This is a genomic window from Paraburkholderia sp. Cpub6, assembly GCF_014201065.1.
GTDB classification, from domain to species: domain Bacteria; phylum Pseudomonadota; class Gammaproteobacteria; order Burkholderiales; family Burkholderiaceae; genus Paraburkholderia; species Paraburkholderia tuberum.
Map to the genome: position 1 here is coordinate 992,097 of NZ_JACHDM010000001.1, position 25,850 is coordinate 1,017,946.

Genomic DNA, 25,850 nt, shown 5'->3' on the forward strand with positions numbered 1-25,850 from the left:
TCATGACCAACGCAACACGCGGCGCGACACTCACGTGCGACGTGCTCGTGATCGGTTCGGGTGCGGGAGGGCTGTCGACCGCGATCACCGCGCGCAAACACGGTCTCGATGTCGTCGTGATCGAGAAAGAGCCGTTCTTCGGCGGCACGACCGCGTTTTCAGGCGGTGTGCTGTGGATTCCGGGCAACCGTCACGCAAAGAGCAACGGCGTCAGCGATACGCGCGAAGCGGCGCTGACCTATATGCGCAGCGAAACCGGCGCGTGCTTCGATGCCGCCGCCGTCGACGCGTTTCTCGACACGGGCCCTGAGATGCTCGACTTCTTCGAGCGCGAAACCACCGTCAAATTCGTGCCGACGCTGTATCCCGACTATCACCCGAACGTGGGCGGTGGTGTCGACATTGGCCGCTCGATCGTCGCCGCGCCGTTCGATGCGCGCGCGCTGGGCCAGGACATCTCGCGATTGCGCCCGCCGCTGAAGACGATCACGTTCATCGGCATGATGTTCAACTCGTCGAATGCGGACCTGAAGCACTTCTTCAATGCGACGCGTTCGCTCACCTCCGCGCTTTACGTCGCGAAGCGCCTCGCGAGCCATCTGAAGGATCTTGCGCTGTACCGGCGCGGCGTGCAGATCACGAGCGGTAACGCGCTCGCCGCGCGGCTCGCGAAGTCCACGCTCGATCTCGGCATTCCAATCCATACGAACACGGCCGCTCGCGAGCTGAACGTGACGAACGGCAGCGTGACCGGCGCGCTCGTCGCCGGACCGCAAGGCGAGATGCGCATCGTCGCGCGACGCGGCGTGGTGCTCGCGTGCGGCGGCTTCTCGCATGACGTCGCGCGGATCGCCCGCGCGTATCCGCATCTGCGGCGCGGCGGCGAACACCTGTCGCCGGTGCCGCGCGGCAATACGGGCGACGGCGTCGGCATGGCCGAACGTCTCGGTGCGCGGGTGGCGATCCGTTTTCCGCAGCCCGCCGCATGGATGCCGGTGTCGCGCGTGCCGATGAGCGACGGCAGCGTCGGCGTGTTTCCGCATCTGGTGGATCGCTACAAGCCTGGCGTGATCGGCGTGACGCGCGCGGGCAAGCGCTTCACCAACGAAGCGAATTCGTATCACGACGTGGGTGCCGCGATGATCGAGGCCTGCGCGAACGAACGCGAAACCGCGATGTGGCTGATCTGCGATCACGCGACGATCCGCAAATATGGGCTCGGTTACGCGAAGCCGGCGCCCGTGCCGCTCGGCTCGCTGCTGCGCAACGGCTATCTGAGCAAGGGCCGCACGCTCGCGGAACTCGCGCGCAACGCGGGTCTCGACGGCACGGCGCTCGAGGCGACCGTGAAGCGCTACAACGCCGACGCGGTGCGTGGCGAAGATCGCGAATTCGGCCGCGGTACGACAGCCGGTCTCGCGATCGGCGGTCTCGCATCCGCATGGCTGATTCCGCATTTAGGCTGGCCGAGCGTGCTGGTCGCCGGCGGCGCCGGTCCGCTCGTGCTGAGCGTGATGCTGATACTGTTTCTGCCGGAATCGGCGCAATTTCTCGCGGTGCGTAAGCGCGCCGATCAACGGATCGCGCGAATCCTGCAACGCATCGCGCCCCACGACCGCTTCGACGGATGCCGTTTTTTCGCGGTCGACGTGCGCCGCAATACCGGCGACGCACGTTCGCAATGGGCGCTCGCGATCATCCTGTCGGCGCGCTACCGCTTCGGCACGCTGATGCTGTGGCTCGCCTATTTCATGGGGCTACTGATTTACTATCTGCTGACCAACTGGCTGCCGACGCTGTTCAAGGACACCGGCTTCTCCGGTGAAAAGGCCGCGTTGATGACGTCGCTGTTTCCGCTCGGGGGCATCCTCGGCAATCTGTGCGTCGGCTGGGTGATGGATCGCTTCGCCGGGCATCGCGTGATCGCGTTCACCTATGTCCTCGTCGGCGCGCTCGTGTTGCTGGTCGGGCGGGGCGTCGACCATCAGGTCTGGCTCGGGACGCTGATCTTCCTGACCGGCACGGTCGCGACCAGCGCGGTCACGTCGATGTCGGCGCTCGCGGCGAGCTTCTACCCGACCCGGGCGCGCGCGACGGGCGTGGCGTGGATGCTGGGAATCGGCCGCGTCGGCGGCGTGGCGGGCGCGCTCATCGGCGCGGCGTTGATGGGGCTCGGCTGGCACTTCGGCGCCGTGTTCAGCCTGCTCGCGGTGCCGGCCGTGATCGCGGCGGGCGGGGTGGTATTGATGATGCGGCGCGAGCCGCTCGATCACGCATCGGTCGATGAAAACGTCGGCGCCATAGCGATCGAATGAGCGCGGCGTCGGGCGTGCCGCTACGCTCGAACAACGCGCGACCGCTCAGGACGCGCGCAGCAACGCCATTTCGTTGTGCAGCAGCGCGAGCAATTCGTCGTCGGTTGGCCGCGTGCCCCAGTGGCGCGCGCCGGCCACCGACGCGATCGCCATCCACGAATGCGGCGGAAACCATTCGCGCACCAGCGTGCCGTCCTGGCGCAGGCACAGCTGGCCGGTCAGCTCGCTGTATTCGGCGCAAATGTGCGCGCCGTCGACCTGCGCGGTTACTCGTCTCGGATCATTGCGTAGCACGTCGTCGCTCCTGTCAAGGGGGTGGCGCGAATGCAAGCGCGACACGGTGGCGCGATGGACGCCACCTGCCGTCTATCAATGGTCATGCCCGCGATCGTCATGACCATGACCGTGCCAGCCGTTGTCGTGCCAGTCGCCGTGCGGGCCGCGAGCATCGCGCCATTCCTCGTGATGACGCTCCCACTGGCGACGCTCCCAATAGCGATGACCATCGTAGTAGCGTTCACCGTACCAGCCCGGAGCGACTATGACCGCGGGAGGCGGCGCAGGCGCATAGACGGGCGCGGGCTGCACATAGACGGGCGGCGGAGCCTCGACCACGGCGGGCGCGACCGCGATGCCCGGTACGCCGATGTTCACGCCGACATCGACGTGCGCGACAGCGGCCGATGATGCGCCGATCGCGAGACCCGCGACGACGGTCAACGATACCCAGCGGTTGCGTGAAAGACTCATGATTGTTCTCTGTTGTGTGGATGTCTGTGATGGATTGGCGAGCCGGACGCCCACCTACTGCGCGTGATGGCCCGATCAATAACGTTCGTAGTAGTGGTCATGATGCGGATGATCGCCAGGGACGACGATGCAGCCGCTCAACGCGCCACCGAGCGTGGCGGCAAGAATGACCAATGCGAGGATTTTTTTCATGATGTTGCTCCCTGAAATCTGTGATGCGAGTGCCTGTCGTGCGAAGCGTTTCATCTGATGCGCTTTCGTTTGAACCGAACTCTACTGAGCGGCGCGATTACCGGTGTGTTTGTGTGTAACAGGACGTGTCGATCCGAGCTCGCGCCGAAACGTCGATGCGAGTGCGATGAACGAGGAGGGAAGGCGCCGCGGGTTACGGGTCGACATGCCGGGCGACTGTCAAGCGCGCGGGCAAACCCTTGAAGGGTCTATGAAAAAAAACGCATTCAAAGGCAGACGAAGCATGGATTCGAAGCGAAGGTTCGGCGCCTCGATTGCTGAAAAAAGAAGCGCATCGATTTTCGGCATATGTATGCGGCGCAGATACATTCGGTTGCAGACTGGGTAAGAAGTTCGATAGTGCGCTCGGGCGAGCGTGATGGAAAGACGCTACACCTGTAGCGTCATCAGCTTGTCTTAAGCTTCGGTGGGATAGGTAAAAACGCATCGCACGCGCACAACCTACTGCGCGGCCGCGGGTTCCGGGGCGGTCGCTTCGCGATAGCCGAGCCGCGTCGAAATCGCGAGCCCGGCCTCTTTGAGCAACGCGACGTAATGCTGCTTCGTGTCGGCACCGCAGCGCATCGTCGGAAACGAAATCGACAGACCGGCGATCACACGGCCGAAGCGGTCGAACACGGGCACCGCGATGCATTGCAAGCCATCTTCCTGCTCCTCGTTGTCCTCGCCGTAGCCCTGGTCGCGTACGCGCGGCAGGATGCTCAACACCGCTTCGGCGCAGGTCAAGGTCTTTTGCGTCGACTTGCGAAATTCGATGTGCGAGAGCACGTCACGCGCGTCGGCCGGCTCCATCCATGCTAGCAGCACCTTGCCGATCGCCGTGCTATGCAGCGGATTGCGTCGGCCGATCCGCGACTGCATGCGCAGCCCGTAGTCGGCGTCGATCTTGTGGATGTAGATGATCGCGTCGTCGTCGAACGCGCCCAGGTGTACCGCTTCGCGTGTCATCTGGCCGATGCGGCGCATCTCGATGTCGGCCTCGCGCACCAGATCGACGCTTTCGAGCGCTTTCGCGCCGAGCTCGAACAGACGGATCGTCAGCCGATAGCGTTCGGTTTCGACTTCCTGGATCACGTAGCCGAGCGCCTTCAGTGTTTGAATCACACGATGCACGGTCGTCTTCGACATGCCGAGCCGCTGCGACAGTTCGCTGATGCCGATCTGTCCGGTGTCGCCGATCGCGCCGAGAATCGCGAACACGCGCCCGATCGACGACGCCGATTCGCCGCGCTCACCGCTGTCCGCATCGAGCGACGCTGCGCCGGCGGGTTCCTTGCGGACTTTGCCGCGGGTCTTATCGAGCGCCTTATCGAGCGCCTTGTCGAGCGTCTTGTCGCGCGCAGTGTTCCTCGCAGTATTCCTGTGTGTTCCCGTTGCCGCCATGTCCGTCATTCCCTGTCTGTGCCAACTCGCCGCTGCCGCATCGAGCCGATGCTCAGCGGCGCGAGAGCATAGCGTATCGCGCGCACTCGTGGCGAGCTTGTGCCGTCCCTAGCGCGCGAGCCAGCCGCCATCCACCGCCAGTGTATGCCCATGCACGTAGTCCGACGCCGACGAGGCGAGAAAAACCACCGGCCCCGCGAGATCGTCGGGCACGCCCCAGCGGCCGGCCGGAATGCGGCCGAGTATCTCCTCGTTGCGCTGCGCGTCGTCGCGCAACGCCGCGGTGTTCGCGGTCGCCATGTAGCCGGGCGCGATCGCGTTCACGTTGATGCGTCGCGCGGCCCATTCGTTCGCGAGCAGTCGCGTCAGACCGAGCACGCCGCTTTTCGACGCGGTGTACGACGCGACGCGGATGCCGCCCTGGAACGACAGCATCGACGCGACGTTGATGATCTTGCCGCCGCTTTGCTGGCGCACGAACTGACGCGCCGCGGCCTGCGACAGGAAGAACAGGCTCTTGAGATTCACGTCCATGACCGCGTCCCAGTCGTCTTCGCCAAACTCGAGCGCGTCTTCGCGACGGATGATGCCCGCGTTGTTGACGAGCACGTCGATGCGGCCGAACGCTTCGAGCGCGGCGCGCACGATGTCGTCGACCGAAACGGTCGACGCGAGATCGGCGCGCACGTCGGCGAAGCGGCGTCCGAGCGCCTCGACGCACGCGGCGGTCGCGCCCGCGTCCGCGCGACTCACGCCGACGATGTCGCAGCCGGCCGCGGCGAGAGCGACGGCCATGCCGGCGCCGAGGCCGGTGTTGCTGCCGGTCACGATGGCGACCTTGCCGGTCAGATCGAAAGTGTTCACTGTGTTCGGACTCATGTTCGCTCAGCGCAGCTCGCGGACCGCGAGATGGTCCATGTCACCGAACACCTGGTTCTCGCCGACCATGCCCCAGATGAATGTGTACGCGCGCGTGCCGACGCCCGAATGGATCGACCAGCTCGGCGAGATCACCGCCTGCTCGTTGCGCACGACGATATGCCGGGTTTCGTGCGGTTCGCCCATCATGTGGAAGACGGCGGCGTCGTCGGCGACGTCGAAGTAGAAATACACTTCCATGCGGCGCTCATGCGTGTGGCAGGGCATCGTGTTCCACAGGCTGCCCGGTTCGAGCTTCGTCATGCCCATCGACAGCTGGCAGGTCGGCAGCACGTCGGGCACGATGAACTTGTAGATGGTGCGGCGGTTGCTCGTGGCCGGATCGCCGAGGGTTTCGGGCGAGGCCTGGTCGAGCGAGATCGTGCGGGTCGGATAGCTGGTGTGCGCGGGCGCGCAGTTCAGATAGAACTTCGCCGGCCGGGTGGCGTCGGCGCTGCCGAACGCGACCGCTTGCGCGCCCTTGCCGATATAGATCGCCTCTTCGCGGCGCACCGTGTGGCGCGTGCCGTCGACGTCGACCCAGCCGTCGCCGCCGATGTTGATCGCGCCGAGTTCACGCCGCTCGAGCAGATAGTCGACGCCGATCGCCTTGCCGAGCGAGCCCGGCACTTCGACCGCGCGCTCGACCGGCCGTACGCCACCGACGATGATCCGGTCGATATGGCTATACGTGAGCTTCAACGCATCGCGCTCGAAGATCTGCTCCACCAGAAACTCGCGACGCAGCCCGGTGGTGTCGAGCGTCTTCGCGTATTCGCTGTTGATGGCCTGTCTCACGTCCATTGATCGTTCTCCTGTCGGTATGCGGGGCGCGGCGCCGCCATGTGCCCGAGACTGTAACGTAGAATCATGATTTCGGAACACTGGTCCGAAAATATTGTAACGGGTGATCGCGGCTGGCAACGCATAGCGCAAACAACCGGGTAAACGATAGTCAGGTTTAAGAAATAAAACGGAACGGCGTTCCTTTCATGATGCTATATTGCGCCGGACAGGGAGAGCCCGGCGTAGAACGGGACACCAACGCGGGTCATTAGCCCGTCAACGGGACGTCACCGTCCATGGAGGAGGCATGAAGATCAAGAAGGCCATCGACCGCATTCCTGGCGGTCTGATGCTGGTGCCGCTGCTGCTCGGCGCCTGTGTGCATACGTTCGCGCCGGGCGCGGGCAAATACTTCGGCTCGTTCACCCACGGCCTGATTTCCGGCACCGTGCCGATCCTCGCGGTATGGTTCTTCTGCATGGGCGCGACGATCGACCTGCGCGCGACCGGCACCGTGCTGCGCAAGTCGGGCACGCTGCTCGCTACCAAGATGCTGGTCGCGTGGATCGTCACGCTGATCGCGGCGCGCTTCATTCCGATCGATGGCATCAAGACCGGGCTGTTCGCGGGACTGTCGATGCTCGCGATCACCACGTCGATGGACATGACCAACGGCGGGCTGTACGCGGCCGTGATGCAACAGTACGGCACGAAGGAAGAGGCGGGCGCGTTCGTGCTGATGTCGGTCGAATCGGGGCCGCTGATCAGCATGATCATTCTGGGTGCGACGGGGGTCGCGTTCTTCGAGCCGCGCCTGTTCGTCGGCGCGGTGCTGCCGTTTCTGATCGGGTTTGCGCTCGGCAACTTCGATAGCGAGCTGCGCGAGCTGTTCGGCCGCTGCGTGCATCCGCTGATTCCGTTTTTCGGCTTTGCGCTCGGCAACGGCATCGATCTGAACGTGATCGTCACGAGCGGCCTGCCGGGCGTCGTGCTGGGGCTTGGCGTGATCGTCGTGACTGGCGTGCCGCTGATTCTCGCCGATCGCTGGATTGCCGGCGGCAATGGCGCGGCGGGGCTGGCGGCGTCGTCGACGGCAGGGGCCGCGGTCGCGAATCCGGCGATCATCGCCGACATGATTCCGAGCTTCAAACCGCTGGTGCCGGCCGCGACAGCGATGGTCGCCACCGCTTGCCTCGTGACCGCGATTCTGGTGCCGATCCTCACGGCGCTGTGGGTGCGCCGGCATCATGCGCGCGACGCGCTGCGCGAGGAGTTCGCCACCGCGACGCAGGCGGCGCCGCTCAATGAGCAGCGCGATGCGCCCGTTTGAATGAGTCGGTAGCAGGAAGCCGGCGCGCCGCTCAGCGCGCCAGCTTCGCTTCGAGCATCGCTTTCACTGCTGGCCATTCGTCGTCGATGATGCTAAAGCGCACCGAGTTGCGCTTGCGCCCATCGGGCATGATCCGCTCGTGCCGCACGATGCCTTCCTGTTGCGCGCCGATGCGCAGGATCGCCGCGCGCGATTTGTCGTTGAGCTCGTCGGTCGTGAACTGCACGCGCACGCAGCGCATCACGTCGAACGCGTGGCACAGCAGCAGATATTTCGCCTCGGTGTTCACGACCGAGCGCTGCGCCGAGGCGGCGAGCCACGTATGGCCGATTTCGAGCTTGCGGTTCGCGCGATCGATCTTCCAGAACCGCGTACTGCCGACGATCCGGCCAGCGCCCCCATTCTTTTCGTCCTTGTCGCGCCGCACGATCGTGAACGGCATCACCTTGCCGGCCGCACGGCCGGCGAGCGCGGTGGCGATATAGGCGTCGATCGTCGCCGGGCCCGGCACGACGGTCAGCTTCATGTCCCACAGTTGCCCGTCGGCGGCGGCGTCGACGAGGGCCTGCGCGTGCTCCTCGCGCAGCGGCCGCAGCTCGACGAACGAGCCGCTCAGCGTGGGCTGCATCGATTCGGCGGAAATATCGTTCATGGCAATAAAAAAGGTCCGCGAGCGGAAGACTCGTGGACCTGGCAGATCGGTTGAGCCGCGCTCGGGAACGATGCGAGCGGCAAAACCGCGGCGCCGTTCCCGAAGCGCGTGATTGGCGTGATTAAACCCGTGATTAAACCGACATCACCGTGACCGCCTTGGTCACGAGGTAGGCTTCCATCGCCTCCGGGCCGCCTTCCGAGCCGTAGCCGGAATCCTTGACGCCGCCGAACGGCATTTCCGGCGTCGGCGTGGCAGGCTGGTTGATCCACAGCATGCCGACTTCCATGCGCTGCGACAGCAGGTGCACGTTGGCGAACGACTTCGTATACGCGTAGCCGGCGAGGCCGAACGGCAGACGGTTCGCTTCGGCGATCGCTTCTTCGAGCTTGTCGAAGCCGCGGATCGCGGCGACCGGGCCGAACGGCTCGTTGTTGAACACGTCGGCTTCGAGCGGCACGTCGGTCAGCACGGTGGCCGCGAAGAAGTTGCCTTCGGTACCGACGCGCTCGCCGCCCGTCGCGACCTTCGCGCCGGTCTTGCGGGCGTCGTCGACGACCTTGGCCATCGCCGTCAGACGGCGCGCGTTGGCGAGCGGCCCGAGCGTCGTGCCTTCGGCGAGACCGTCGCCGAGCTTGAGGCTTTCAGCGTGCTTGACGAGCGCCGCGGCGAACTCTTCGCGGAGGCTGTTGTGCACGAGAAAACGCGTCGGCGAGATGCAGACCTGGCCCGCGTTGCGGAACTTCGCGGCGCCGGCTGCCTTGACGGCGAGCGCGACGTCGGCGTCTTCCGCGACGATCACCGGCGCGTGGCCGCCGAGCTCCATCGTCGCGCGCTTCATGTGCGAGCCGGCCAGCGCCGCGAGCTGCTTGCCGACCGGCGTCGAGCCCGTGAACGTGACCTTGCGGATCACCGGATGCGGGATCAGGTAGCTCGAGATTTCAGCCGGATCGCCGAACACGAGGCCGACCGTGCCGGCCGGCACGCCGGCCTCGACGAAGGCTTGCAGCAGCGCCGCCGGCGACGCCGGGGTTTCTTCCGGCGCCTTGACGAGGAACGAGCAGCCGCAGGCGAGCGCCGCCGACAGCTTGCGCACGACCTGGTTGACCGGGAAGTTCCACGGCGTGAACGCCGCGACCGGGCCGATCGGCTCCTTCAGCACCTGCGACTGCGCGGCAAGGTTGCGCGACGGCACGATGCGGCCATACACGCGGCGGCCTTCGTCCGCGAACCATTCGATGATGTCCGCGGCCGCCAGCACTTCGCCGCGCGCCTCGGCGAACGGCTTGCCCTGTTCCTGCGTCATCAGGCGGCCGATGTCCGCGGCGCGCTCACGCACGAGGGCGGCGGCACGGCGCATGACGGTTGCGCGCTCGTTGGCCGGCACCTTGCGCCAGGCTTCGAAGCCGCGCTGCGCGGCTTCGAGCGCGCGGTCCAGATCGGCGATGCCGGCATGCGCGACCTTGCCGATGGCCTGGCCGGTCGCGGGGTTGATCACGTCGAGGGTCTTGCCGCTGGCGGCGTCGCACCATTCGCCGTTGATCAGAAGACGGGTATCGGTATAGCTCGAGATGGCCATGCTGGGTTCCTGTGAGTGGGAAAACAACTGGCCGCGCGGACGTGCGGCACGAGGCGACATTCCTGCGCGGCCATGAATGAATTGCGGATACCATTTATCTTATCTGATTGCGGGCAATCGCACCGGGCGCGGCCCGCAGGCGCCCGGTCGCGGCATGCGGCTTGCTCAGCCTTGGCACCGGAGCGATTTTGCGGGTCGTGCCGGGGCGCCGCGTCAGCGCTGCACGAAACGCTTGCAGGACGCAGCGCTTCATCCATTCAACCGCTACTACAGCGCATCACGAGGACATCGCCATGCCAACCGGAACAGTGAAATGGTTCAACGACGCGAAGGGCTTCGGCTTCATCACTCCCGATGACGGCGGCGAAGATCTGTTCGCCCATTTTTCGGAGATTCGATCCGAAGGTTTCAAGTCGTTGCAGGAAAACCAGAAAGTCAGCTTCGAAATCAAGCAGGGGCCGAAAGGCAAACAGGCCGCCGACATCAAGCCCGTGTGACGCCGGCCGGGCGGCTCATCCGCATGCGAGGCAACCATGGATAAGGACGCCGCCTACGCGGAGATCGAGCGCAATGGCGGCGCCGCCTATGCGAAAACCTTCGCCGCGCGCTATCCCGACGAACCGCTGACGCCGTTCTGTCATCGCTATCTGTTCGAGCAGACACAGCGCGACGACGCGGCGCGTGAGGCGGCCGCCGCCACGCACGACGACGAGCGCGGTTTCGCGCTGAGGTCGCTCGCGCGCATGGAGGCGTCGTCGCATATCGCGCAGGCGGCGGCGAGCGCGTCGCGCGACGCTGCGGCCGCCGCCCACACGTCGGCGCGCGCGGCGCGGCGCTCGGCCTTCTGGACCATGATCGCCGCGCTCGCGTCGGCGCTCGGCGTAGTGGTAAACGCGGCCCTCAATCTCGGCTGGCTCGAATGGGCGAGGCATCTCGCGCGATGAGCGCGCGATGAGCGACGCGTCGGGCCGAGCGTTCGCGCCCGTGAAGGTGGTGTGAATCGGCGGCGCCGGCGGCGCTCGCCCGCACGCCACGCGACAACCTATCCATTTACCACACCGATACGACATCGATGCGACACGATTGCACTAGCGCGTCGATTGAACAAATCGCCCATCGGAGCATGCCGCGTGCGGTCTGAACGCAGTATTATTCTTCAGGTTTCCTTCAGCTTTGCTCCGTACTATTTGCGCCACTGCCCGTGGCCTTTCCGGACCGCGGCCACCGCTACGTGCAGGTCGAGCACAGGCTTTTCCGACCTGCATTCGGGCAATGGAACAGAATAGATTCCCGACTGAAAACCGAAAGCGCCTATAAAGGCTTGCTGGAGCATCCATGAAAACTCTGTTCTTGCAGGCGCCGTCGTACGACGGCTTCGATGGTGGTGCGGGTTCGCGCTATCAGGCCAAGCGTGAAGTTCGCTCGTTCTGGTATCCGACGTGGCTCGCCCAACCCGCGGCACTGGTTCCCGACAGCCGCGTGCTCGACGCCACGGCAGACGGCCTGTCCGTCGACGCCGCCCTCGACATCGCCTCGCAATACGAGCTGGTGGTGATTCACACCAGCACGCCATCCTTCCCGACCGACGCGTTGTTCGCCCAGGACCTCAGGAAGCGCAAGCCGTCGCTGCTGATCGGCATGGTCGGCGCGAAGGTCGCGGTCGATCCGCACAATTCGCTGACCGCGACCGAGGCCATCGACTTCGTGTGTCGCGAGGAATTCGATTTCACCTGCAAGGAAATCGCCGAAGGCAAGCCGTTCGCGCAGATCCTGGGCTTGAGCTATCGCACCCCCGACGGCTCGATCGAGCACAACGAAGCGCGCCCGATCCTCGAGAACATGGACGAGCTGCCGTTCGTCGCGCCGATCTACAAGCGCGATCTGACCATCAAGAATTACTTCAACGGCTACCTGAAGCATCCGTACGTGTCGCTCTACACTGGCCGCGGCTGCCGCTCGAAGTGCACGTTCTGCCTGTGGCCGCAAACGGTCGGCGGCCATCGCTATCGGGTGCGTTCGGTCGAGAACGTGCTCGAGGAAGTCAAGTGGATTCGCGACAACATGCCCGAAGTCAAGGAGATCATGTTCGACGACGACACGTTCACCGACTTCAAACCGCGCGCCGAAGAAATCGCGCGAGGCATCGGCAAGCTGGGCGTCACATGGTCGTGCAACGCGAAGGCGAACGTGCCTTACTCGACGCTGAAGATCATGAGGGAAAACGGCTTGCGCCTGCTGCTGGTCGGCTACGAATCCGGCGACGACCAGATCCTGCTGAACGTCAAGAAGGGCTTGCGTACCGACATCGCGCGGCGCTTCGCCCAGGACTGCCGCACGCTGGGCATCAAGGTGCACGGCACCTTCATTCTCGGCTTGCCGGGCGAGACGCCGGAAACGATCCAGAAGACCATCGAGTACGCGAAAGAGATCAATCCGCTGACAATCCAGGTGTCGCTCGCCGCGCCGTACCCGGGCACTACGCTCTATAACCAGGCGGTCGAGAACGGCTGGCTCGCGGAGAACAAGGTGATCAATCTGGTCAGCAAGGAAGGCGTGCAGCTGGCGGCGATCGGCTACCCGCATCTGTCGCGCGACGAGATGTACCATCAGCTCGAAAACTTCTATAAACGCTTTTATTTCCGGCCGTCGAAGATCTGGGAGATCCTTCGCGAAATGCTGACGAGCTGGGACATGATGAAACGGCGCCTGCGCGAAGGCGTCGAATTTTTCCGCTTCCTGCGCGCGCACGAGGCGTGAGCGCCGCACACCTCGCCGCCGTCACGCTCGCGTACGCGTGCGCGGCGGCGACCGTTGTCGGGATCGGCTACACCGTGCTCGCGAGCGCGCTGATCGGGCGCTTCTTCGCGAGGGATGTAGCCGAACCCTCCAGCTTTCCACCCATTACGGTTATCAAACCGTTGCATGGCAACGAGTGGGCGTTGCTCGACAATCTGTCGAGCTTCTGCGCGCAAAATTATCCTGGGCCCGTGCAATTCCTGTTCGGCGTGCATGACTGCGCCGACTCTGCGCTGCAAACCGTCAACGAACTGCGGCGTCTCCATCCTCAGGCGGACATCACCGTCGTCGCCGATGCGCGTCTGTACGGCCCGAACCGCAAGATCAGCAATATCCTCAACATGGTGCCGCAGGCGCGCCACGACGTGCTCGTGTTCGCCGACAGCGACGTGTGCGTCGGCCCGGACTATCTGCGCAACGTGATCGGCGAATTGCAGCAGCCGGGCGTCGGGCTCGTCACCTGCGCATATCGCGGCCAGCCCGATCCGGGTTTCTGGCCGCGGCTGTCGGCGATCGCAACCAACTACCAGTTCCTGCCGGGCGTCGTCACCGGACTCGCGCTCGGGCTCGCGCGGCCGTGCTTCGGCCAGACCATCGCGATGCGGCGCGACACCTACGAGCGGATCGGCGGCTTCAAGCCGTTCGTGCAGCATCTGGCCGAGGACTACGAGATCGGCGCGGCGGTGCGCGCGGCGGGCGAGCAGGTCACGATTCCGCCGTTCGCAATCGCGCATGCGTGTGTCGAAACGAGCGCCGCACAACTCGTGACGCACGAACTGCGCTGGAGCCGCACGATTCGCCGCATCGATCCGCTCGGACACTTCGGCACGGCGCTCGTGCATCCGTTGCCGTTCGCGCTGCTCGCGCTCGCGTGCTCGGGCGGCGCGCCGTGGGCGTGGCTGCTCGCGGCAGTGACGGTGGTCGCGCGTCTCGCGTTGAAGTGGCGCGCGGATCGGGCGTTGCGTCAGCGCTGCCGCGATCTGTGGCTTCTGCCGTTATGGGATATCGTATCGTTTGCGATTTTCGTCGCGAGCTTCCGCTCGTCGCGGGTGATCTGGCGGGGCTTCAGCTTCAAGGTCGACGGCGACGGGCTGCTGTCGGCGGCGCAGGACGAATGACGAACGAACGGCAGATTGGGCTGGCAATGAACGAAGAGGTTTCGAGCGGGCGAAACGGGAGCGCCCTGGAGACGCATGGCAGCGCCCCGGCGACACGCGGCGTGCGGCGCATCACGTATACCGAGGTCGTGTGCGAGGTGCCCGCATGATGAAGCATCTGGGCCGCGCGGCTGCGCTCGCGGGTTTGCTGATCTCTTTGTGGCTCGTCTGGCGCGAAGATCCGCGCGCGGTGTTCAGCGCGTTGCGCGCGGCTGGCGCGGGCCTCGTGGTGGCCGCGCTCGCGCATGTGCTGCCAATGATCGCCAACGCGTGCGACTGGCGCTCGCTGATTCGCGGCGCGAACCGCCCCAGCTTCGGCAGGATGCTGCATCTGGTGTGGGTGCGCGAATCGGTCAACTGCATGCTGCCGGTCGCGCGGATCGGCGGCGAACTCGTGTCGTTCCGTATGTTCAAGCGCTGGGGCGTCAGGCCGTCGACAGCGGTGGCCAGCACCATCGTCGACATGCAGCTGACCGTGATCAGCCAGCTGATGTTCACGATGGTCGGGATTGGTTTTCTGTTCGCCAATGCGCAATCGGGCGCGCTGCGGCTCGCCGGGCAGCTCGCGTGGGGCGTGGTCGCGTTGACGCCGGTGCTGTTGCTTTTCGGGCTCGTCCAGCATGCCAATCCGTTCGAGCGCATCACGCGCGTGGCGAACCGCGTGACGAGCGGCAAGCTAACCGCGCTGGTCGGCCAGTCCGCGCAGATCGATCAGTCGATCAAGGTGATCTGGCGCCGCCGCGCGGTCGTGCTGCGCTATCTGTTCTTCTGGCAGCCGCTGCAATGCGTGCTGACCTCGCTCGAAATCTGGCTCGCGCTGTATTTCCTCGGCGCGCGCGTGACGCTCGTCGAGGCGATCGTGATCGAATCGCTGATTCAGGCGGTCAGCAGCGCCGCGTTTTTCGTGCCGGGCGGTCTCGGCGTGCAGGAGGGTGCTTTCGTACTGATTGGCGGCGCACTGGGGCTCGACCCCGCCACCTGTCTCGCGCTCGCGGCCGCGCGGCGAATTCGCGATCTGCTGATATTCGTGCCGGGCCTGATCGCGTGGCAGCTGTTCGAGGCGTCCGGCAGCGCGCGGCCGCATGCCGCACCGCGCGGCGTGCGCGCAGAACTGGCCAAGCAGCGCTCGGGCGTCGCTGACGCGAACCGGGGCGGCGAGCGGCGCTGAGCGATTGGTGCGGCTTCAGCGCGTCGCGCGATAGGCCGGAAACGACACCCGCACCGCAAGCCCCTGGTCCCCGATCCCGGCGCCTAGCTGCAGACTCGCGCCGAAATGCTCGGCGATCCGCGCAACGATCGACAAACCGAGCCCGCTGCCGGTCGCCTGATTGCCGGTCGCGCGGAAAAAGCGGTTCGTGAGCCGCGCGAGATCGTCCGGCGCGACGCCGGGGCCGTCGTCGCGCACGATCAGCTGCACCTGCTCGTCGGCATGGCGCACCGCCACTTCGACAGTGCCGCCCGAGCGTCCGTACTTGATCGCGTTATCGAGGAGATTGTCAAGCAGGATGCCGATCAGCACGGGCTCCGCGTCGATCTCGGCGAGCATGTCGCCGACCAGCATCACATTGATGTGCTTCTGTTGCGCATTGCGCCTGTTCGCGAGCAGCGTATCTTTCGCGATCGCCGCCGGCCTCAGCGGCTCGGTGGGCAGCTTCTCCTGCACGTCGAGCCGCGCGAGCAGCAGCAGTTGCTCGGCGAGCCGCGCGCTGCGATCGACGCCTTGCACGACGCGCTCCATCGCGAGCCGCTGCAGCGCGATGTCGGGCTCGGCGAGCGCGACCTGCGCCTGTACCTTGATCGCGGCGAGCGGCGTCTTCAGTTCGTGCGCGGCATCGGCGGTGAAGGCGCGCTCGAGCTCGCGCGCATGGTGCAGACGCGCCAGCATCTGGTTGATCGCGTCGACGAGCGGGCGCACCTCGAGCGGCGTGCGGCCGATGCCGACCGGTTCCATGCGGTTGATGTCGCGCGAACGGATCGCGGCCGACAACACCTTCAGCGGCGCGAGACTCCAGCCGATGCTGAGCCACACGAGCACCGCGAGCACTGGCAGCGCGATCAGCGTGGGCCGCGCGATGCGGCTCGCGACACCGCTCACCAGGTCGCTGCGGGTGTTGGCCGGTTCGAACACGCGCACGCTGTGACCGAGCGCCGTTTCGCGCAACGTGAACGAGTGATAGAGCTGACCGCCCAGCGTCACGTCCTGCGCGCCGCTCGCGAGCGGCAACGGCAAGTCCCACGCGGCGAGCGCATGCAGTTGCGGGCTGCCCGCCAGAATGGCGCCGTCGGCCGCGCGCACCTGGAAGAGGGCGTCGCGCGGCAGCGTGTCGTCGTCGTCGAGATCGCTCGCGCCGGGCTCACCGCCTCTCTCTTCTTCGCGCACGTCGATGCGCGCATTGGCGAGCGTCATCAGATTCGTCGAATCGAGCAGCGCGAGCATCTGCGCGAGTTCGGCGAGACGCGCTCGTTCCCACGCGGCGACTTCGTGGATGGCTTGCCGGTAGCTCGACACGAGCGCGCCGCCCCATACGATCGCGATGCTCGCGAGCACGAGCAGCACGAGGCGCCGCCGAATCGACGGACCGATCATTCTTTCTCCATCACATAGCCGATGTTGCGCACGGTCTTGATCAGGCTTGCGCCGAGCTTCTTGCGCAGGTTCGACACGTGCACCTCGATCGCATTGCTTTCGATTTCTTCCTGCCAGCCGTACAGGCTTTCTTCGAGCCGCGAGCGCGACTGAGGAATGCCGAGATTGGTCAGCAGTTGCAGCAGAATCGCCCATTCGCGCGACGTGAGCGGCACGCGCGTCTCGTCGATCTGCACCGTTTGCGCGGCCGGATTCACTGTCAGATTCTGGTAACGAATCAGATCGATACTGCGACCTTGTGCGCGGCGCAACAGCGCGCGGCACCGCGCCACCAGTTCGGTGAGATCGAACGGCTTGCCGAGATAGTCGTCGGCGCCCGCTTCGAGTCCGCCGACGCGATCGACGACCGTGCCTTTTGCGGTCAGCACCAGCACCGGCACGTCATTGCCGGCGTCGCGCACGCGTTTGAGCAGCTCCGTGCCGCTCAGGCGCGGCAGGCCGAGGTCGAGTACCACCAAGGCATATTGAGTCGTGTCGAGCGCGAGGCCGGCCTTGTGGCCGTCGCGTGCCCAGTCGACTGTGAAGCCGGCCTGACGAAGGCCCGCCTCGACACCGCAGCCGATGAGTTCGTCGTCTTCTACGAGGAGTAAGCGCATGAGGCAAATATTCCAGTGTGGGGCTTTATTGCATAACGTCGAGCATTTTGACGCAAGCGGCATTGATGCACATAGACGAACCATCTGCCGCGTTCCGAAGTGTAACCACGCCGTTCGTTAGCCGCTTCATGCCATGCGCGTGCTTAAGGTTTCCTTCAGCTTGAATCGATACCATCGACGCGCTATAAAATGGTCGTCGCAGATCGTAATGCATGTGCGTGACCACGTTGTCGTCAGACCATCGCAACCTGATCGTAAGGACTTCGATGGAGCGACGCGCAAGGCATTCTTTATGCGGGTCGATGGCGTCAACGGACGGTCTCGACGAGTCCCGCCATTGCCAGCATCCGGTCAGGCCGCAAGGCCGCGCACGAGGCACGTTATGAAGCGAGTCACCATCGACATGCTACGAGCCCATCTGCTAGTGGCGTCTCTGACGGCCGCGGGCACCGAAGCGCTGCTGTGCATGGCGTTGCCGGTACTGCCGGTCTCTGACGCTTTTTTCGCTTCGGTATCGTTCAGGCTGTTCGCGCTCGCGCTGATCATCGGCGGCGTGGTGATCGCGCGCGAATTTGCCGAGGTTGCCTTCGAGGTCGCGGTGCGGCGCGACTGCGCGACTCGCGCTGCTCGCGGCGCATGGCCCGCCGTGATCGCAGCGAATTGTCCGCGCCGGTGGCTCGTCGTGCTTCATCTGCGGCTAACGGGGCAACCTTTCGTGCTGGCCGAGCACTGACGGACACGGACGGCACACAATGGCGGCGCACGCGTTGATGGCATGTCAATGGCTTCTGTTAGCCGGCTGCGTTAGCGCTTCGATCTACACGGTAGCCGCCGCGCTCGCCATGCCGTTTTTCACCGCCCGACATAAATCGACCCATCATGGGGGCAGGGCCGTCAATCGCGCGCTCAGCCGTTCGCTGATGGATTCGCTCGATTGTCCAACCGGGCCGTTCGCGCAGGTCGGTGTCAGCGTGCTGAAGCCGCTGTGCGGCGCCGAGCCGCGTCTCTACGAAAATCTGCGAACCTTCTGCGAACAGCGACATCAGCATTTTCAGCTGGTGTTGGGCGTGTCGTCGCCGCACGATCCCGCCATCGCGGTGGTGCGCCGTTTGCAGGCCGCCTATCCGAAGCGCGACATCGAGCTTGCAATCGACACACGCATACACGGCAGCAATCTGAAAGTCAGCAACCTGATCAACATGGCGGCACGCGCGCGCCACGACATGATCGTGATCGCCGACAGCGACATCGCGGTCGACCCGGACTATCTCGACAGCGTCGCCGCGCCGCTCGCGGACCCGCACGTCGGCGTGGTCACGTGCCTGTACGTCGCGCGCGGCGTCGGCGGTTTCTGGCCGCGTGTCGGTGCGCTGTTCATCAACGAGTGGTTCGCGCCCTCGGTGCGGGTCGCCCATGCGATGGGCTCGCGCCGCTTCGGCTTCGGCGCGACGCTCGCGTTGCGGCGCGCGACGCTGGAGCGCATCGGCGGCTTCGAAGCGCTGAAAAACTGCCTCGCCGACGACTACTGGCTCGCCGAGCACGTGCGCGCGCTCGGTCTGCAAACGGTGCTGTCGCGCGTGATGGTCGCGACCGACGTGATCGAGCCGACCTTCGCGGCGCTGTGGCAGCGCGAAACGCGCTGGCTGCGCACGATCCGCTCGGTCAATCCGCCGGGCTTCGTGTCGCTGCTGATCACCTTCCCCACGCCGTGGCTGTTGACGAGCGCGGGGCTGACCGTGTCGCTCGCGACGTGTGCTCACGCGCCTTTCGCGGCGGTGGTCGCGAGCGCGTCGGCCACCGCGGTCTGCGTTGGCGCGCGCCTGCTGCTGCACCTGCGCGCGGCACGCCGCGCGCGCACGTTCTGGCGCGATCTGCCGCTGGTGCCGTTGCGCGATACGCTGCTCGCGCTCCAGTGGCTCGTCAGCGCGTTCGGTTCGCACGTCGTGTGGCGCGGCGAGCGCATGCAGCTCGGCACGCCGTCCGCCGAGCGCAGCGGCCGGCTGGACAGCCTCACGTGATGGACAGCGCAAAACCCACCCAGCCGCGCGGACTGATCATCACCGCCGACGATTTCGGTCTGCATCAGCGCGTCAATATCGCGGTCGAGCGCGCGCATCGCAACGGTGTGCTGCGCGCCGCGAGTCTGATGGTCGGCGCGCCGGCCGCCAAAGACGCGGTCGCGCGCGCGCGTATGCTGCCGGAACTGCGTGTGGGCCTGCATCTGGTGCTGGCCGACGGCGCCGCGCTGGCGCCGCGCGAGCAGGTCGCCGCGCTGCTCGACGAGAATGGCCGCTTCGGCAGCAACATGGTGCGTGACGGCGTGCGCTTCTTTTTTCTGCCGCACGTGCGCCGGCAGCTCGCGCACGAAATTCGCGCGCAATTCGAAGCCTTCGCCGCGACCGGCCTTACGCTCGACCACGTGAACACGCACAAGCATTTTCATCTGCATCCGACCGTGCTCGGCCTGATCCTCGACATCGGCCGCGACTACGGCATGAAGGCGATGCGTCTGCCGTTCGAAGCGAACGCGCCGCTGTGGCTGCGGCCGTGGATCGCGCACGTGAAGACGCGGCTCGAGCGCGCGGGGATCGCGCACAACGACTATGTGGTCGGCATCGCGGCGAGTGGGCGCATGGATGAGGCGACCTGGCTCGCCGCGCTCGCGAATCTGCCGCATGGTGTCGGCGAAATCTACTGTCATCCGGCGCTGGCCGGCGACGCGCTGAGCGACGGCATGCACGACTACCGGCATGCCGACGAGTTGCAGGCGCTGCTGTCACCACGGGTGGCCGCCGCGATCCGCGCGCTTGGGGGGCGGCTCGGCGGGTTCGCGGATGTGCTTGCGTAGCGCCATGCTTCGCGAAATGCGGAAAACTTTGGCCACGCTCACACCGGCTGCTGTTTCATCAACAGCTTCAGCAACGCCGGCAGCAGCAACAGCACGAGCGGCAACTGCACGATCAACCCCGAAATGATCGCGATCGCGAGCGGTTGCTGCATCGCCGAGCCTTGCCCCAGCGCGAACGCGAGCGGCAACAGCGCGAGGATCGCGGCGATCGTCGTCATCGCGATCGGCCGCAGACGGTTGCGGCCGGCGGCCTGCAACGCGTCGTCGAAGGGCATCTCGTCGTCGCGCACCAGCGCCTGCAATTCCGACACATAGAAGATCGCGACTTCCGTGACGATGCCGATGATCATCGTCATGCCCATCATCGCGGAGATGTTCAACTCGATGCCGGTGATCCACAGGCCGATGAACACCGCGCCGGCCGCGAGCAGCGGCATCGCCAGCACCGCGAGCGCGACGCGAAGGCGCTCGTACAGGAACAGCAGGAGGCCGAACACGAGTGCGATCGCGGCGCCGAACACGGTCAACAGACCCTTGAAGGCGATCTGCTGTTGCTGGTACAGACCGCCGAGCTCGTAATAGACGCCCGAGGGCAGCAGGTTCGCATCGCCGAGCGCCTTCTGCACGTCGGCGATCGTCGAGCCGAGATCGCGCCCGTCGATGCGCGCGGTGACCGCGACCATCCGCTTCAGATTCGAGCGGCTGATCTCGGGCTGACCGGTGACGCTCACGCGATCGGCGACGCGCTTCAGCGCGAACAGATGTCCGTCCGGTGCGCGTATCTGTAGCTGACCCAGTTGCGTATCAGTCATCTGGCGCGCGCCGTTCACGCGCACGCGCACACCGACCGTTTTCGGGCCGCTCTGGAACTGCGTTGCGACATTGCCTTCGAGCATGTCGGTGACGGCCTGCGCGATCGCTTGCGGGTCCATGCCTTCGGCCGCGGCAGCGGCGGGCAGGACGTGCAGCTCGATCGCGTCGCCGGCGGGATTGATGCCGTCGTTCACGTCGACGATGCCCTGAATCCGGCCGATGCGCGCGGCCACCTTGCGCGCGGTGGTGTCGAGCGTGCGCGGGTCGTCGGAGAAGATCTTGATCTGCACCGGCTGCGGCACCGCGGTCAGATCGCCGATCAGGTCTTCCATCAGCTGCGCGAGCTCGATGCTGACGCCCGGCACCTGCGTGTCGATCTGCGAGCGGATTTCCGCCATCACGGCGTCGATCGGCTCACGTTTGCCGGACTTCAGCCGCACGAAGAAGTCGCCCTTGTTCGGCTCGTTCAGATCGCCGCCGAGACCCGCGCCGGTGCGGCGCGAATAGGTCGCGACGTTCGGGTTCGCGCGCACGATCTGCTCGATCTGCTTCATCAGCCGGTCCGTTTCGGTGATCGAGGTGCCCGGCTGCGTGTGATAGTCGAGCACGAAGCCGCCTTCGTCCATGCTCGGCATGAAGCCGCTGCCGACGCGCGTGAACGCGAACGCCGCGACGACGATCAACGGCACGACGCCGAGCAGCACGAGTGGCGGCCTCGCGATCACACGCCCGACCGTCACCGCATAGCGCCGGTTCAGCCACGCGGCGAAACGTGTTTCCTGGTGCTCCTCGGCGTCTTTGGGCTTCAGCCAGTGGTCGCACAGGATCGGCACCGCGAGCCATGTGACGAGGAACGAAATGAACAGCGCGCTCGCCATCGTCAGCGACAGCGACTTGAAAAAGGCCCCCGTCACGCCCGACAGAAACGCGAGCGGCACGAAGATGATCAGTGTCGCCGCCGACGAACCCGCGAGCGGCCGCGTGAATTCGAGCGCCGCGGCCATCACGCGGCCGTGGAACGCGCGCGCGCCGGCTTCGCGCATGCGCCGCACGATGTGCTCGATCATCACGATCGCGTCGTCGATGACGAGGCCGACCGCGGCCGCCATACCGCCCAGCGTCATGATGTTGAAGCCCATGCCGAACACGTCGAGCAGCAGGATCGTCGCGGCCATCACGACCGGCACCAGCGCGACCGCGATCGCGGTGATCTTCCAGTTGCGCAGGAAGAAGAACAGCGTCAACGCCGCGAGCACGATGCCGATCATGATCGCGTCGCGCACGCTGGTGGCAGACGCGATCACGAGTTCGCTCTGGTCGTACCAGTTCGACAGATGCACGCCCGCGGGCATCTGCGGCTCGAATGCCGCGATCTTCGCGCGGATCGCGCGCGCCATCGCGACACTGTTGGCGCCGGGCTGCTGATACACGTTCAGTAGCACCGCATCCTGACCATCGGCGGTGACGCGCATCCATTGCGGCACCACGCCCCGGCTCACCGCCGCGACGTCGCCCAGACGGATCTGCGCGCCGTTCGCATTGCCGTTGGCGGACACGACGACGTTGCGCAATTCGTCGAGCTGCGTGATCGTCGAGTTCGTGACGACGAGGTACAGCTTGTCGTGATCCTCGATGCGGCCGTTCGCCATCAGCACGTTGCTCGCGCCGATCGCCTTCGATACGTCGACGAGCGACAGCTTGTACGCGGCGAGGCGGGCGGGATCGACCGCGACTTCGAACTCGTCCTGCGCGCCGCCGGTCACCTCGACGCGCGCGACGCCTTCCACCGACGACAGCAGCGGCCGCATCTGGAACTGCGCGAGATCATGCAGCGCCGCGAGCGACTGCCGCGTCGACGTCAGGCTGTACGCGAGCACCGGAAACACGGTCGGGTCCATGCGCCGCACCTGCATCGTCGTGCCGGGCGGCAGCGTCGCGAGAATCTCGCTGATCGCCGATTGTGCTTGCAAGGTCGCCTGCGCCATGTCGGTGCCCCAGTCGAAGTTCAGCGAGATCTCCGCGGCGCCGCGGCTCGTCGTCGATTCGACGTCGCGCACGTTCGGCACGCGGCGCAGCGCTTCCTCGACCGGCATCGTGACGAGCGTCGTCATCTGCTCGGCGGGGCGGTCGCCCGCGTTGAGCGACACGACCGCGCGCGGAAACGCGACGTTCGGAAACAGCGAGATCGGCAGACGGAATGCGCTCAGCGCGCCGGCTATCGCGAGCAAGGCGATGACGAACAGCAGCGAGCGGCGATGCGTCTGCATCCATTGACCGAAGTTCATCGCGCGCCATCCCCGCCGGCGCGTACCGCCATGCCGTCTTTCAGCTCGTAGTTGCCGCTGCTCGCGACGGCGAGCATCGGGTCGAGCGGACCGTCGACGCCGTAGCGCTCGCCGTTTTCGACCGCGATGCTCACCGCGACGCGGCGCGCCTTGTTTTGCGGCGTGACCTGGAACAGGTACGCGTGTTGGCCATCCTGCAGCACGGCCGCGCGCGGCACGATCCAGTGCGTGCCGGTGCGCGTCGCGATGTCGCCAGAAACGCGCGTGCCGGGGATGAACGGCGTCTGCGCGAGCGGTACCGTCGCGCCGATGTTGACCAGTTGCGATTGCGGATCGATCGCGGCTCCGACGAGCACCACGCGGCCTTCGATCGACGTCTGTGCGAGTGCCGTGGACAGGCCGTGCAGCGTGACGATGTCGCCGGGATGGATCGTTGCGGCGTCGGTGGGCTCGACGCCGAGCGTCACGTTTGCGCGCGCGTCGCGGCTCGCGCCACTCGCGAGTTGCAGAATCGCCGCGCCGGCCTGCACCTGGTCGCCTTGTGCCGCCGATAGCTGCAGCACCACGCCGTCGAACGGCGCGGTCACGACCTTGTTGCCACTCGTGATGCCGGTCTGATTCTGCGCGGCGAGCGCTTCGCGCGCATCGTCGACGGCCTTGCTCGCGCTGGCGAGCTGCGATTGCGTCGCGAGCCCCTTGTCGTACAGCGACCGGGTACGCACGAGTTCGCCTTGCGCGAGCGTCAGCGCGCTTCTCGCCTGGGTTGCGGCAAGCACCGCGGCAGGATCGGCCTGCACGACGAAGAGTGGTGTGCCGCGTTTGACGGTCTCGCCCGCCTGCACGCGCATCTGCACGATACGCGACAGGTAGGGCAGGTTGATCGTCGTCAGGTTCGACGCGGTGGCCGCGACGATCCCGAAGCCGCGCACCGGCTGCGCGATTGCGGCGCGCTGCACGCGCACGGTCTGTACCGCGACCGACGGTTGAGCTTCGCTGGCGGCGTTGTCGTCCGCACGAACCGGATGGACCGATGCATACAGCAGGATCGCGCAGACGAGCGGCGCGGCGACGGCCGCAACGCGCGGCCACAGATGCCGCGATGAGAATAGGCTATTTCGCATGAGTGTCGATGAAAGTCTGAGCGGAAGAGAAAGCATCGGGAATCGCGCTGCCGAGCAGCGCCTGCAAGCCGATGCGTTGTTCGGCGAGCGCTTCGCGCAGCGTCGCGACGTCGATGCGTTTCGCGAGCGCGGCGCTTTGCGCGTCGGTGTATGCGCCGAGCACGAGGTTGTGTTCGGCGTAGGCCGACGCGGCTTCGCGCGCGGCGCGCTCGACGCCGGGCAGCGCGGCTTCGGTCTGCTGCAATTGGCGCGCGAGAATCGCGCTGTCTTCGCGTAGCCGGGCGACGTCCGCATACGCCTGGTTCAGGCGGGTCTGGTACTCGTCGCGAAGCCGCTGGCGGGTCGCTTTTTCGATCGCGACGTTGCCCTGGTTGCGGTTGAAGATCGGCAGACTCAGGTTGACCTGAAAGCCGCTCGTGTAGATGTTCGACGTGTCGCGCGCCCGCACGAAGCCGACCGACAGACTCGGGAACTGGCTCAGAATCGCCGCGCGATATTTCTGCTCCTGCGCTTCGTAGCCTGCCTGCAGCGCGATCAGGTCGGGGCGGCGGCGGGCGAGCCCGGCGAGCGCTGAGTCGAGTGTGGCGTCGGGGAGCGGCGCGACGACATCGTCGCTGCCCGATTGCAATTGCAATTGCACGTCGGGCGCGAGGCCCAGCAACACATTCAGATCGTGATGGGTTTGCGCGGCCGCGCGCTCGGCATCGGTGTATTGCTTGCGTGCGTCGCCGTAGGCGAGCAGCGCGGCGGTGAGCGTATCGTCGGTCAGATTGCCTGCGGCGCGCGCCGCGGCCATGCGCTCGTAGCGCGTGCGCGCGAGCTCGCGCTGCTGTTGCAACAGCGGCAGCGTGCGCTGCTGGAAGCAGCGCTTCACGAACAGCTGCCGCGCTTGCGCGACGACCTGCCATTCCTGCCACAGCAGGCCGAGATCGGTCTTCGCGAGCGTTGCGTCGGCGGACTGTTTATTCGCGCTGCGCAGCACGATCGCCATCACGTCGATGCTGAGGCCATAATTGAACGCGCGCGTGGTGCCGGCCGCGCCCGGATAATCGCTCGACACGCTCAGTTGCGGGTCGGGCAGCAGACCCGCCGAATAGGCCTGCGCGCCGGCAATGCCGAGATCGTCGCGGGCCAGCTTCAGATCGGGGTTGTTGGCGACCGCGAGCATCGCGACTTCATCGATGTCGAGCCCGTCGGCGGGATCGAAACGATGCGCGGCCAGTCCGGGCAGCGGCATGCTAGCGGGATCGATGCGGATCCGTTCGAGCGATCGCGCTGACGTCGAGGTGTCCTGCGGCGCGAGCGGCTCGCGGTGATAGGTCGCGCAGCCGCTCATCAGCAGCACGCACAACGGCATCAGTGCGCGCCGACGCAGCGCCGCCACGGGATGGAAATCGGGCAAAATCCGGCTCCTGCGAATCATCGGAAGGGGCGAGCGACTCGCGAACGAGGCCTCGCAAAGGGAGTCGATTTTCCGCAGCGCGCGCTTAAGACAGGCTTAACGTCGAAGCGCGCGAGCCGGGCCGTGCGAAATCGACGCGTCGTCCGTACCCCGTAAGGGTTCGTTAAGCTGCGACGGCCGATAATGCGGCGGCCAAAACCGCACCAAGGAGAGGAGAGGC

The 25,850-nt window shown here is 65.9% G+C and carries 21 protein-coding genes and 2 pseudogenes; 11 read left to right on the forward strand and 12 right to left on the reverse strand.

Features of this window, described 5'->3' with window-relative positions; translation table 11 throughout:
* Positions 1 to 2 precede the first annotated feature (2 nt).
* Positions 3 to 1,412: pseudogene (locus tag HDG33_RS04350) on the forward strand (FAD-dependent oxidoreductase); the annotation flags it as partial.
* Positions 1,401 to 2,315, forward strand: a pseudogene (locus tag HDG33_RS38005) (MFS transporter); the annotation flags it as partial. The pseudogenes HDG33_RS04350 and HDG33_RS38005, both read left to right, overlap by 12 nt.
* A gap of 45 nt (positions 2,316 to 2,360) precedes the next feature.
* Here the strand turns inward: HDG33_RS38005 and HDG33_RS04360 are convergent.
* The 5 genes from HDG33_RS04360 to kduI form a co-directional block, all read right to left on the reverse strand.
* Entirely contained in the window at positions 2,361 to 2,609 is a 249-nt protein-coding gene (locus HDG33_RS04360; protein WP_026225344.1) for a hypothetical protein, read from the reverse strand.
* A gap of 75 nt (positions 2,610 to 2,684) precedes the next feature.
* The gene (locus HDG33_RS04365) at positions 2,685 to 3,065 is read right to left on the reverse strand and encodes a hypothetical protein (RefSeq protein WP_184022746.1); all 381 of its coding nucleotides are present in this window, start codon (positions 3,063 to 3,065) and stop codon (positions 2,685 to 2,687) included.
* Between the two features lie 693 nt (positions 3,066 to 3,758).
* On the reverse strand, positions 3,759 to 4,709 hold the full coding sequence (gene kdgR / locus HDG33_RS04370; protein WP_184022747.1) for a DNA-binding transcriptional regulator KdgR: 951 nt from the start codon (positions 4,707 to 4,709) through the stop codon (positions 3,759 to 3,761).
* Between the two features lie 99 nt (positions 4,710 to 4,808).
* Positions 4,809 to 5,579 carry a 2-dehydro-3-deoxy-D-gluconate 5-dehydrogenase KduD gene (kduD, locus tag HDG33_RS04375; RefSeq protein ID WP_184022748.1) on the reverse strand — a complete coding sequence of 257 codons (771 nt, stop codon included), beginning with the start codon at positions 5,577 to 5,579 and terminating at the stop codon, positions 4,809 to 4,811.
* 6 nt (positions 5,580 to 5,585) lie between these two features.
* A complete protein-coding gene (gene kduI, locus HDG33_RS04380; protein WP_184022749.1) occupies positions 5,586 to 6,422 on the reverse strand; it encodes a 5-dehydro-4-deoxy-D-glucuronate isomerase in 837 nt (278 codons plus the stop codon).
* Between the two features lie 289 nt (positions 6,423 to 6,711).
* On the opposite strand from kduI, the gene kdgT reads away from it, so the two are divergent.
* Positions 6,712 to 7,734, forward strand: a complete 1,023-nt coding sequence (kdgT, locus tag HDG33_RS04385) for a 2-keto-3-deoxygluconate transporter (protein ID WP_184022750.1) — start codon at positions 6,712 to 6,714, stop codon at positions 7,732 to 7,734.
* 31 nt (positions 7,735 to 7,765) lie between these two features.
* On the opposite strand, the gene HDG33_RS04390 is transcribed toward kdgT, so the two are convergent.
* Complete coding sequence (locus HDG33_RS04390; protein WP_184022751.1) at positions 7,766 to 8,386, reverse strand: GNAT family N-acetyltransferase; 621 nt, start codon at positions 8,384 to 8,386, stop codon at positions 7,766 to 7,768.
* Between the two features lie 133 nt (positions 8,387 to 8,519).
* Positions 8,520 to 9,965, reverse strand: coding sequence for an NAD-dependent succinate-semialdehyde dehydrogenase (locus HDG33_RS04395; protein ID WP_184022752.1), 1,446 nt, complete (start codon positions 9,963 to 9,965; stop codon positions 8,520 to 8,522).
* Between the two features lie 293 nt (positions 9,966 to 10,258).
* Between HDG33_RS04395 and HDG33_RS04400 the strand changes: the two genes are divergently transcribed.
* From HDG33_RS04400 to HDG33_RS04420, 5 genes are all read left to right on the forward strand, one after another.
* Positions 10,259 to 10,462, forward strand: coding sequence for a cold-shock protein (locus HDG33_RS04400; RefSeq protein WP_007181784.1), 204 nt, complete (start codon positions 10,259 to 10,261; stop codon positions 10,460 to 10,462).
* A 36-nt stretch (positions 10,463 to 10,498) separates the two neighbouring features.
* Positions 10,499 to 10,909 (forward strand): hypothetical protein, encoded by a 411-nt coding sequence (locus tag HDG33_RS04405; RefSeq protein ID WP_184022753.1) that lies wholly within the window; start codon positions 10,499 to 10,501, stop codon positions 10,907 to 10,909.
* 391 nt (positions 10,910 to 11,300) lie between these two features.
* Positions 11,301 to 12,722, forward strand: coding sequence for a hopanoid biosynthesis associated radical SAM protein HpnJ (gene hpnJ, locus HDG33_RS04410; protein ID WP_184022754.1), 1,422 nt, complete (start codon positions 11,301 to 11,303; stop codon positions 12,720 to 12,722).
* On the forward strand, positions 12,719 to 13,879 hold the full coding sequence (hpnI, locus tag HDG33_RS04415) for a bacteriohopanetetrol glucosamine biosynthesis glycosyltransferase HpnI (protein WP_184022755.1): 1,161 nt from the start codon (positions 12,719 to 12,721) through the stop codon (positions 13,877 to 13,879). Before hpnJ ends, hpnI (HDG33_RS04415) begins: the two co-directional genes overlap by 4 nt.
* A gap of 145 nt (positions 13,880 to 14,024) precedes the next feature.
* Positions 14,025 to 15,086 (forward strand): lysylphosphatidylglycerol synthase domain-containing protein, encoded by a 1,062-nt coding sequence (locus tag HDG33_RS04420; RefSeq protein ID WP_184022756.1) that lies wholly within the window; start codon positions 14,025 to 14,027, stop codon positions 15,084 to 15,086.
* A gap of 15 nt (positions 15,087 to 15,101) precedes the next feature.
* On the opposite strand, the gene HDG33_RS04425 is transcribed toward HDG33_RS04420, so the two are convergent.
* Together HDG33_RS04425 and HDG33_RS04430 are read right to left on the reverse strand one after the other, a co-directional pair.
* Positions 15,102 to 16,505 (reverse strand): ATP-binding protein, encoded by a 1,404-nt coding sequence (locus HDG33_RS04425; protein WP_184022757.1) that lies wholly within the window; start codon positions 16,503 to 16,505, stop codon positions 15,102 to 15,104.
* Entirely contained in the window at positions 16,502 to 17,161 is a 660-nt protein-coding gene (locus HDG33_RS04430) for a response regulator (RefSeq protein ID WP_184022758.1), read from the reverse strand. Before HDG33_RS04430 ends, HDG33_RS04425 begins: the two co-directional genes overlap by 4 nt.
* 382 nt (positions 17,162 to 17,543) lie before the next feature.
* Between HDG33_RS04430 and HDG33_RS04435 the strand changes: the two genes are divergently transcribed.
* From HDG33_RS04435 to hpnK, 3 genes are read left to right on the forward strand one after another with little or no spacing between them, the layout of a single operon-like run.
* Positions 17,544 to 17,894, forward strand: coding sequence for a hypothetical protein (locus tag HDG33_RS04435; RefSeq protein ID WP_184022759.1), 351 nt, complete (start codon positions 17,544 to 17,546; stop codon positions 17,892 to 17,894).
* Positions 17,895 to 17,913: 19 nt separating this feature from the next.
* Positions 17,914 to 19,179, forward strand: a complete 1,266-nt coding sequence (gene hpnI, locus HDG33_RS04440) for a bacteriohopanetetrol glucosamine biosynthesis glycosyltransferase HpnI (RefSeq protein ID WP_184022760.1) — start codon at positions 17,914 to 17,916, stop codon at positions 19,177 to 19,179.
* Positions 19,179 to 20,009 (forward strand): hopanoid biosynthesis-associated protein HpnK, encoded by an 831-nt coding sequence (gene hpnK / locus HDG33_RS04445; protein ID WP_184022761.1) that lies wholly within the window; start codon positions 19,179 to 19,181, stop codon positions 20,007 to 20,009. The genes hpnI (HDG33_RS04440) and hpnK overlap by 1 nt, the downstream gene beginning before the upstream one ends.
* 38 nt (positions 20,010 to 20,047) lie before the next feature.
* Here the strand turns inward: hpnK and HDG33_RS04450 are convergent, their stop codons facing one another.
* Genes HDG33_RS04450 through HDG33_RS04460 form a run of 3 tightly spaced genes read right to left on the reverse strand, consistent with a single transcriptional unit; the run spans position 20,048 to position 25,630 of the window.
* Positions 20,048 to 23,107, reverse strand: coding sequence for an efflux RND transporter permease subunit (locus tag HDG33_RS04450; RefSeq protein WP_184022762.1), 3,060 nt, complete (start codon positions 23,105 to 23,107; stop codon positions 20,048 to 20,050).
* Positions 23,104 to 24,228 (reverse strand): efflux RND transporter periplasmic adaptor subunit, encoded by a 1,125-nt coding sequence (locus HDG33_RS04455; protein ID WP_184022763.1) that lies wholly within the window; start codon positions 24,226 to 24,228, stop codon positions 23,104 to 23,106. Before HDG33_RS04455 ends, HDG33_RS04450 begins: the two co-directional genes overlap by 4 nt.
* Positions 24,218 to 25,630 (reverse strand): TolC family protein, encoded by a 1,413-nt coding sequence (locus HDG33_RS04460; RefSeq protein WP_184022764.1) that lies wholly within the window; start codon positions 25,628 to 25,630, stop codon positions 24,218 to 24,220. Before HDG33_RS04460 ends, HDG33_RS04455 begins: the two co-directional genes overlap by 11 nt.
* Positions 25,631 to 25,850: the final 220 nt, after the last annotated feature.

Bases quoted from the DNA above. Each gene is read 5' to 3' on its own strand.
- kdgR (WP_184022747.1), bottom strand. From the start codon at position 4,709: ATGACGGACATGGCGGCAACGGGAACACACAGGAATACTGCGAGGAAC.
- HDG33_RS04425 (WP_184022757.1), bottom strand. From the start codon at position 16,505: ATGATCGGTCCGTCGATTCGGCGGCGCCTCGTGCTGCTCGTGCTCGCG.
- HDG33_RS04405 (WP_184022753.1), top strand. From the start codon at position 10,499: ATGGATAAGGACGCCGCCTACGCGGAGATCGAGCGCAATGGCGGCGCC.
- HDG33_RS04450 (WP_184022762.1), bottom strand. From the start codon at position 23,107: ATGAACTTCGGTCAATGGATGCAGACGCATCGCCGCTCGCTGCTGTTC.
- HDG33_RS04435 (WP_184022759.1), top strand. From the start codon at position 17,544: ATGAAGCGAGTCACCATCGACATGCTACGAGCCCATCTGCTAGTGGCG.
- HDG33_RS04420 (WP_184022756.1), top strand. From the start codon at position 14,025: ATGATGAAGCATCTGGGCCGCGCGGCTGCGCTCGCGGGTTTGCTGATC.
- HDG33_RS04395 (WP_184022752.1), bottom strand. From the start codon at position 9,965: ATGGCCATCTCGAGCTATACCGATACCCGTCTTCTGATCAACGGCGAA.
- hpnI (WP_184022760.1), top strand. From the start codon at position 17,914: ATGGCGGCGCACGCGTTGATGGCATGTCAATGGCTTCTGTTAGCCGGC.
- HDG33_RS04400 (WP_007181784.1), top strand. From the start codon at position 10,259: ATGCCAACCGGAACAGTGAAATGGTTCAACGACGCGAAGGGCTTCGGC.
- HDG33_RS04430 (WP_184022758.1), bottom strand. From the start codon at position 17,161: ATGCGCTTACTCCTCGTAGAAGACGACGAACTCATCGGCTGCGGTGTC.
- kduD (WP_184022748.1), bottom strand. From the start codon at position 5,579: ATGAGTCCGAACACAGTGAACACTTTCGATCTGACCGGCAAGGTCGCC.
- kdgT (WP_184022750.1), top strand. From the start codon at position 6,712: ATGAAGATCAAGAAGGCCATCGACCGCATTCCTGGCGGTCTGATGCTG.
- kduI (WP_184022749.1), bottom strand. From the start codon at position 6,422: ATGGACGTGAGACAGGCCATCAACAGCGAATACGCGAAGACGCTCGAC.
- hpnK (WP_184022761.1), top strand. From the start codon at position 19,179: ATGGACAGCGCAAAACCCACCCAGCCGCGCGGACTGATCATCACCGCC.
- HDG33_RS04390 (WP_184022751.1), bottom strand. From the start codon at position 8,386: ATGAACGATATTTCCGCCGAATCGATGCAGCCCACGCTGAGCGGCTCG.
- HDG33_RS04455 (WP_184022763.1), bottom strand. From the start codon at position 24,228: ATGCGAAATAGCCTATTCTCATCGCGGCATCTGTGGCCGCGCGTTGCG.
- hpnJ (WP_184022754.1), top strand. From the start codon at position 11,301: ATGAAAACTCTGTTCTTGCAGGCGCCGTCGTACGACGGCTTCGATGGT.
- HDG33_RS04365 (WP_184022746.1), bottom strand. From the start codon at position 3,065: ATGAGTCTTTCACGCAACCGCTGGGTATCGTTGACCGTCGTCGCGGGT.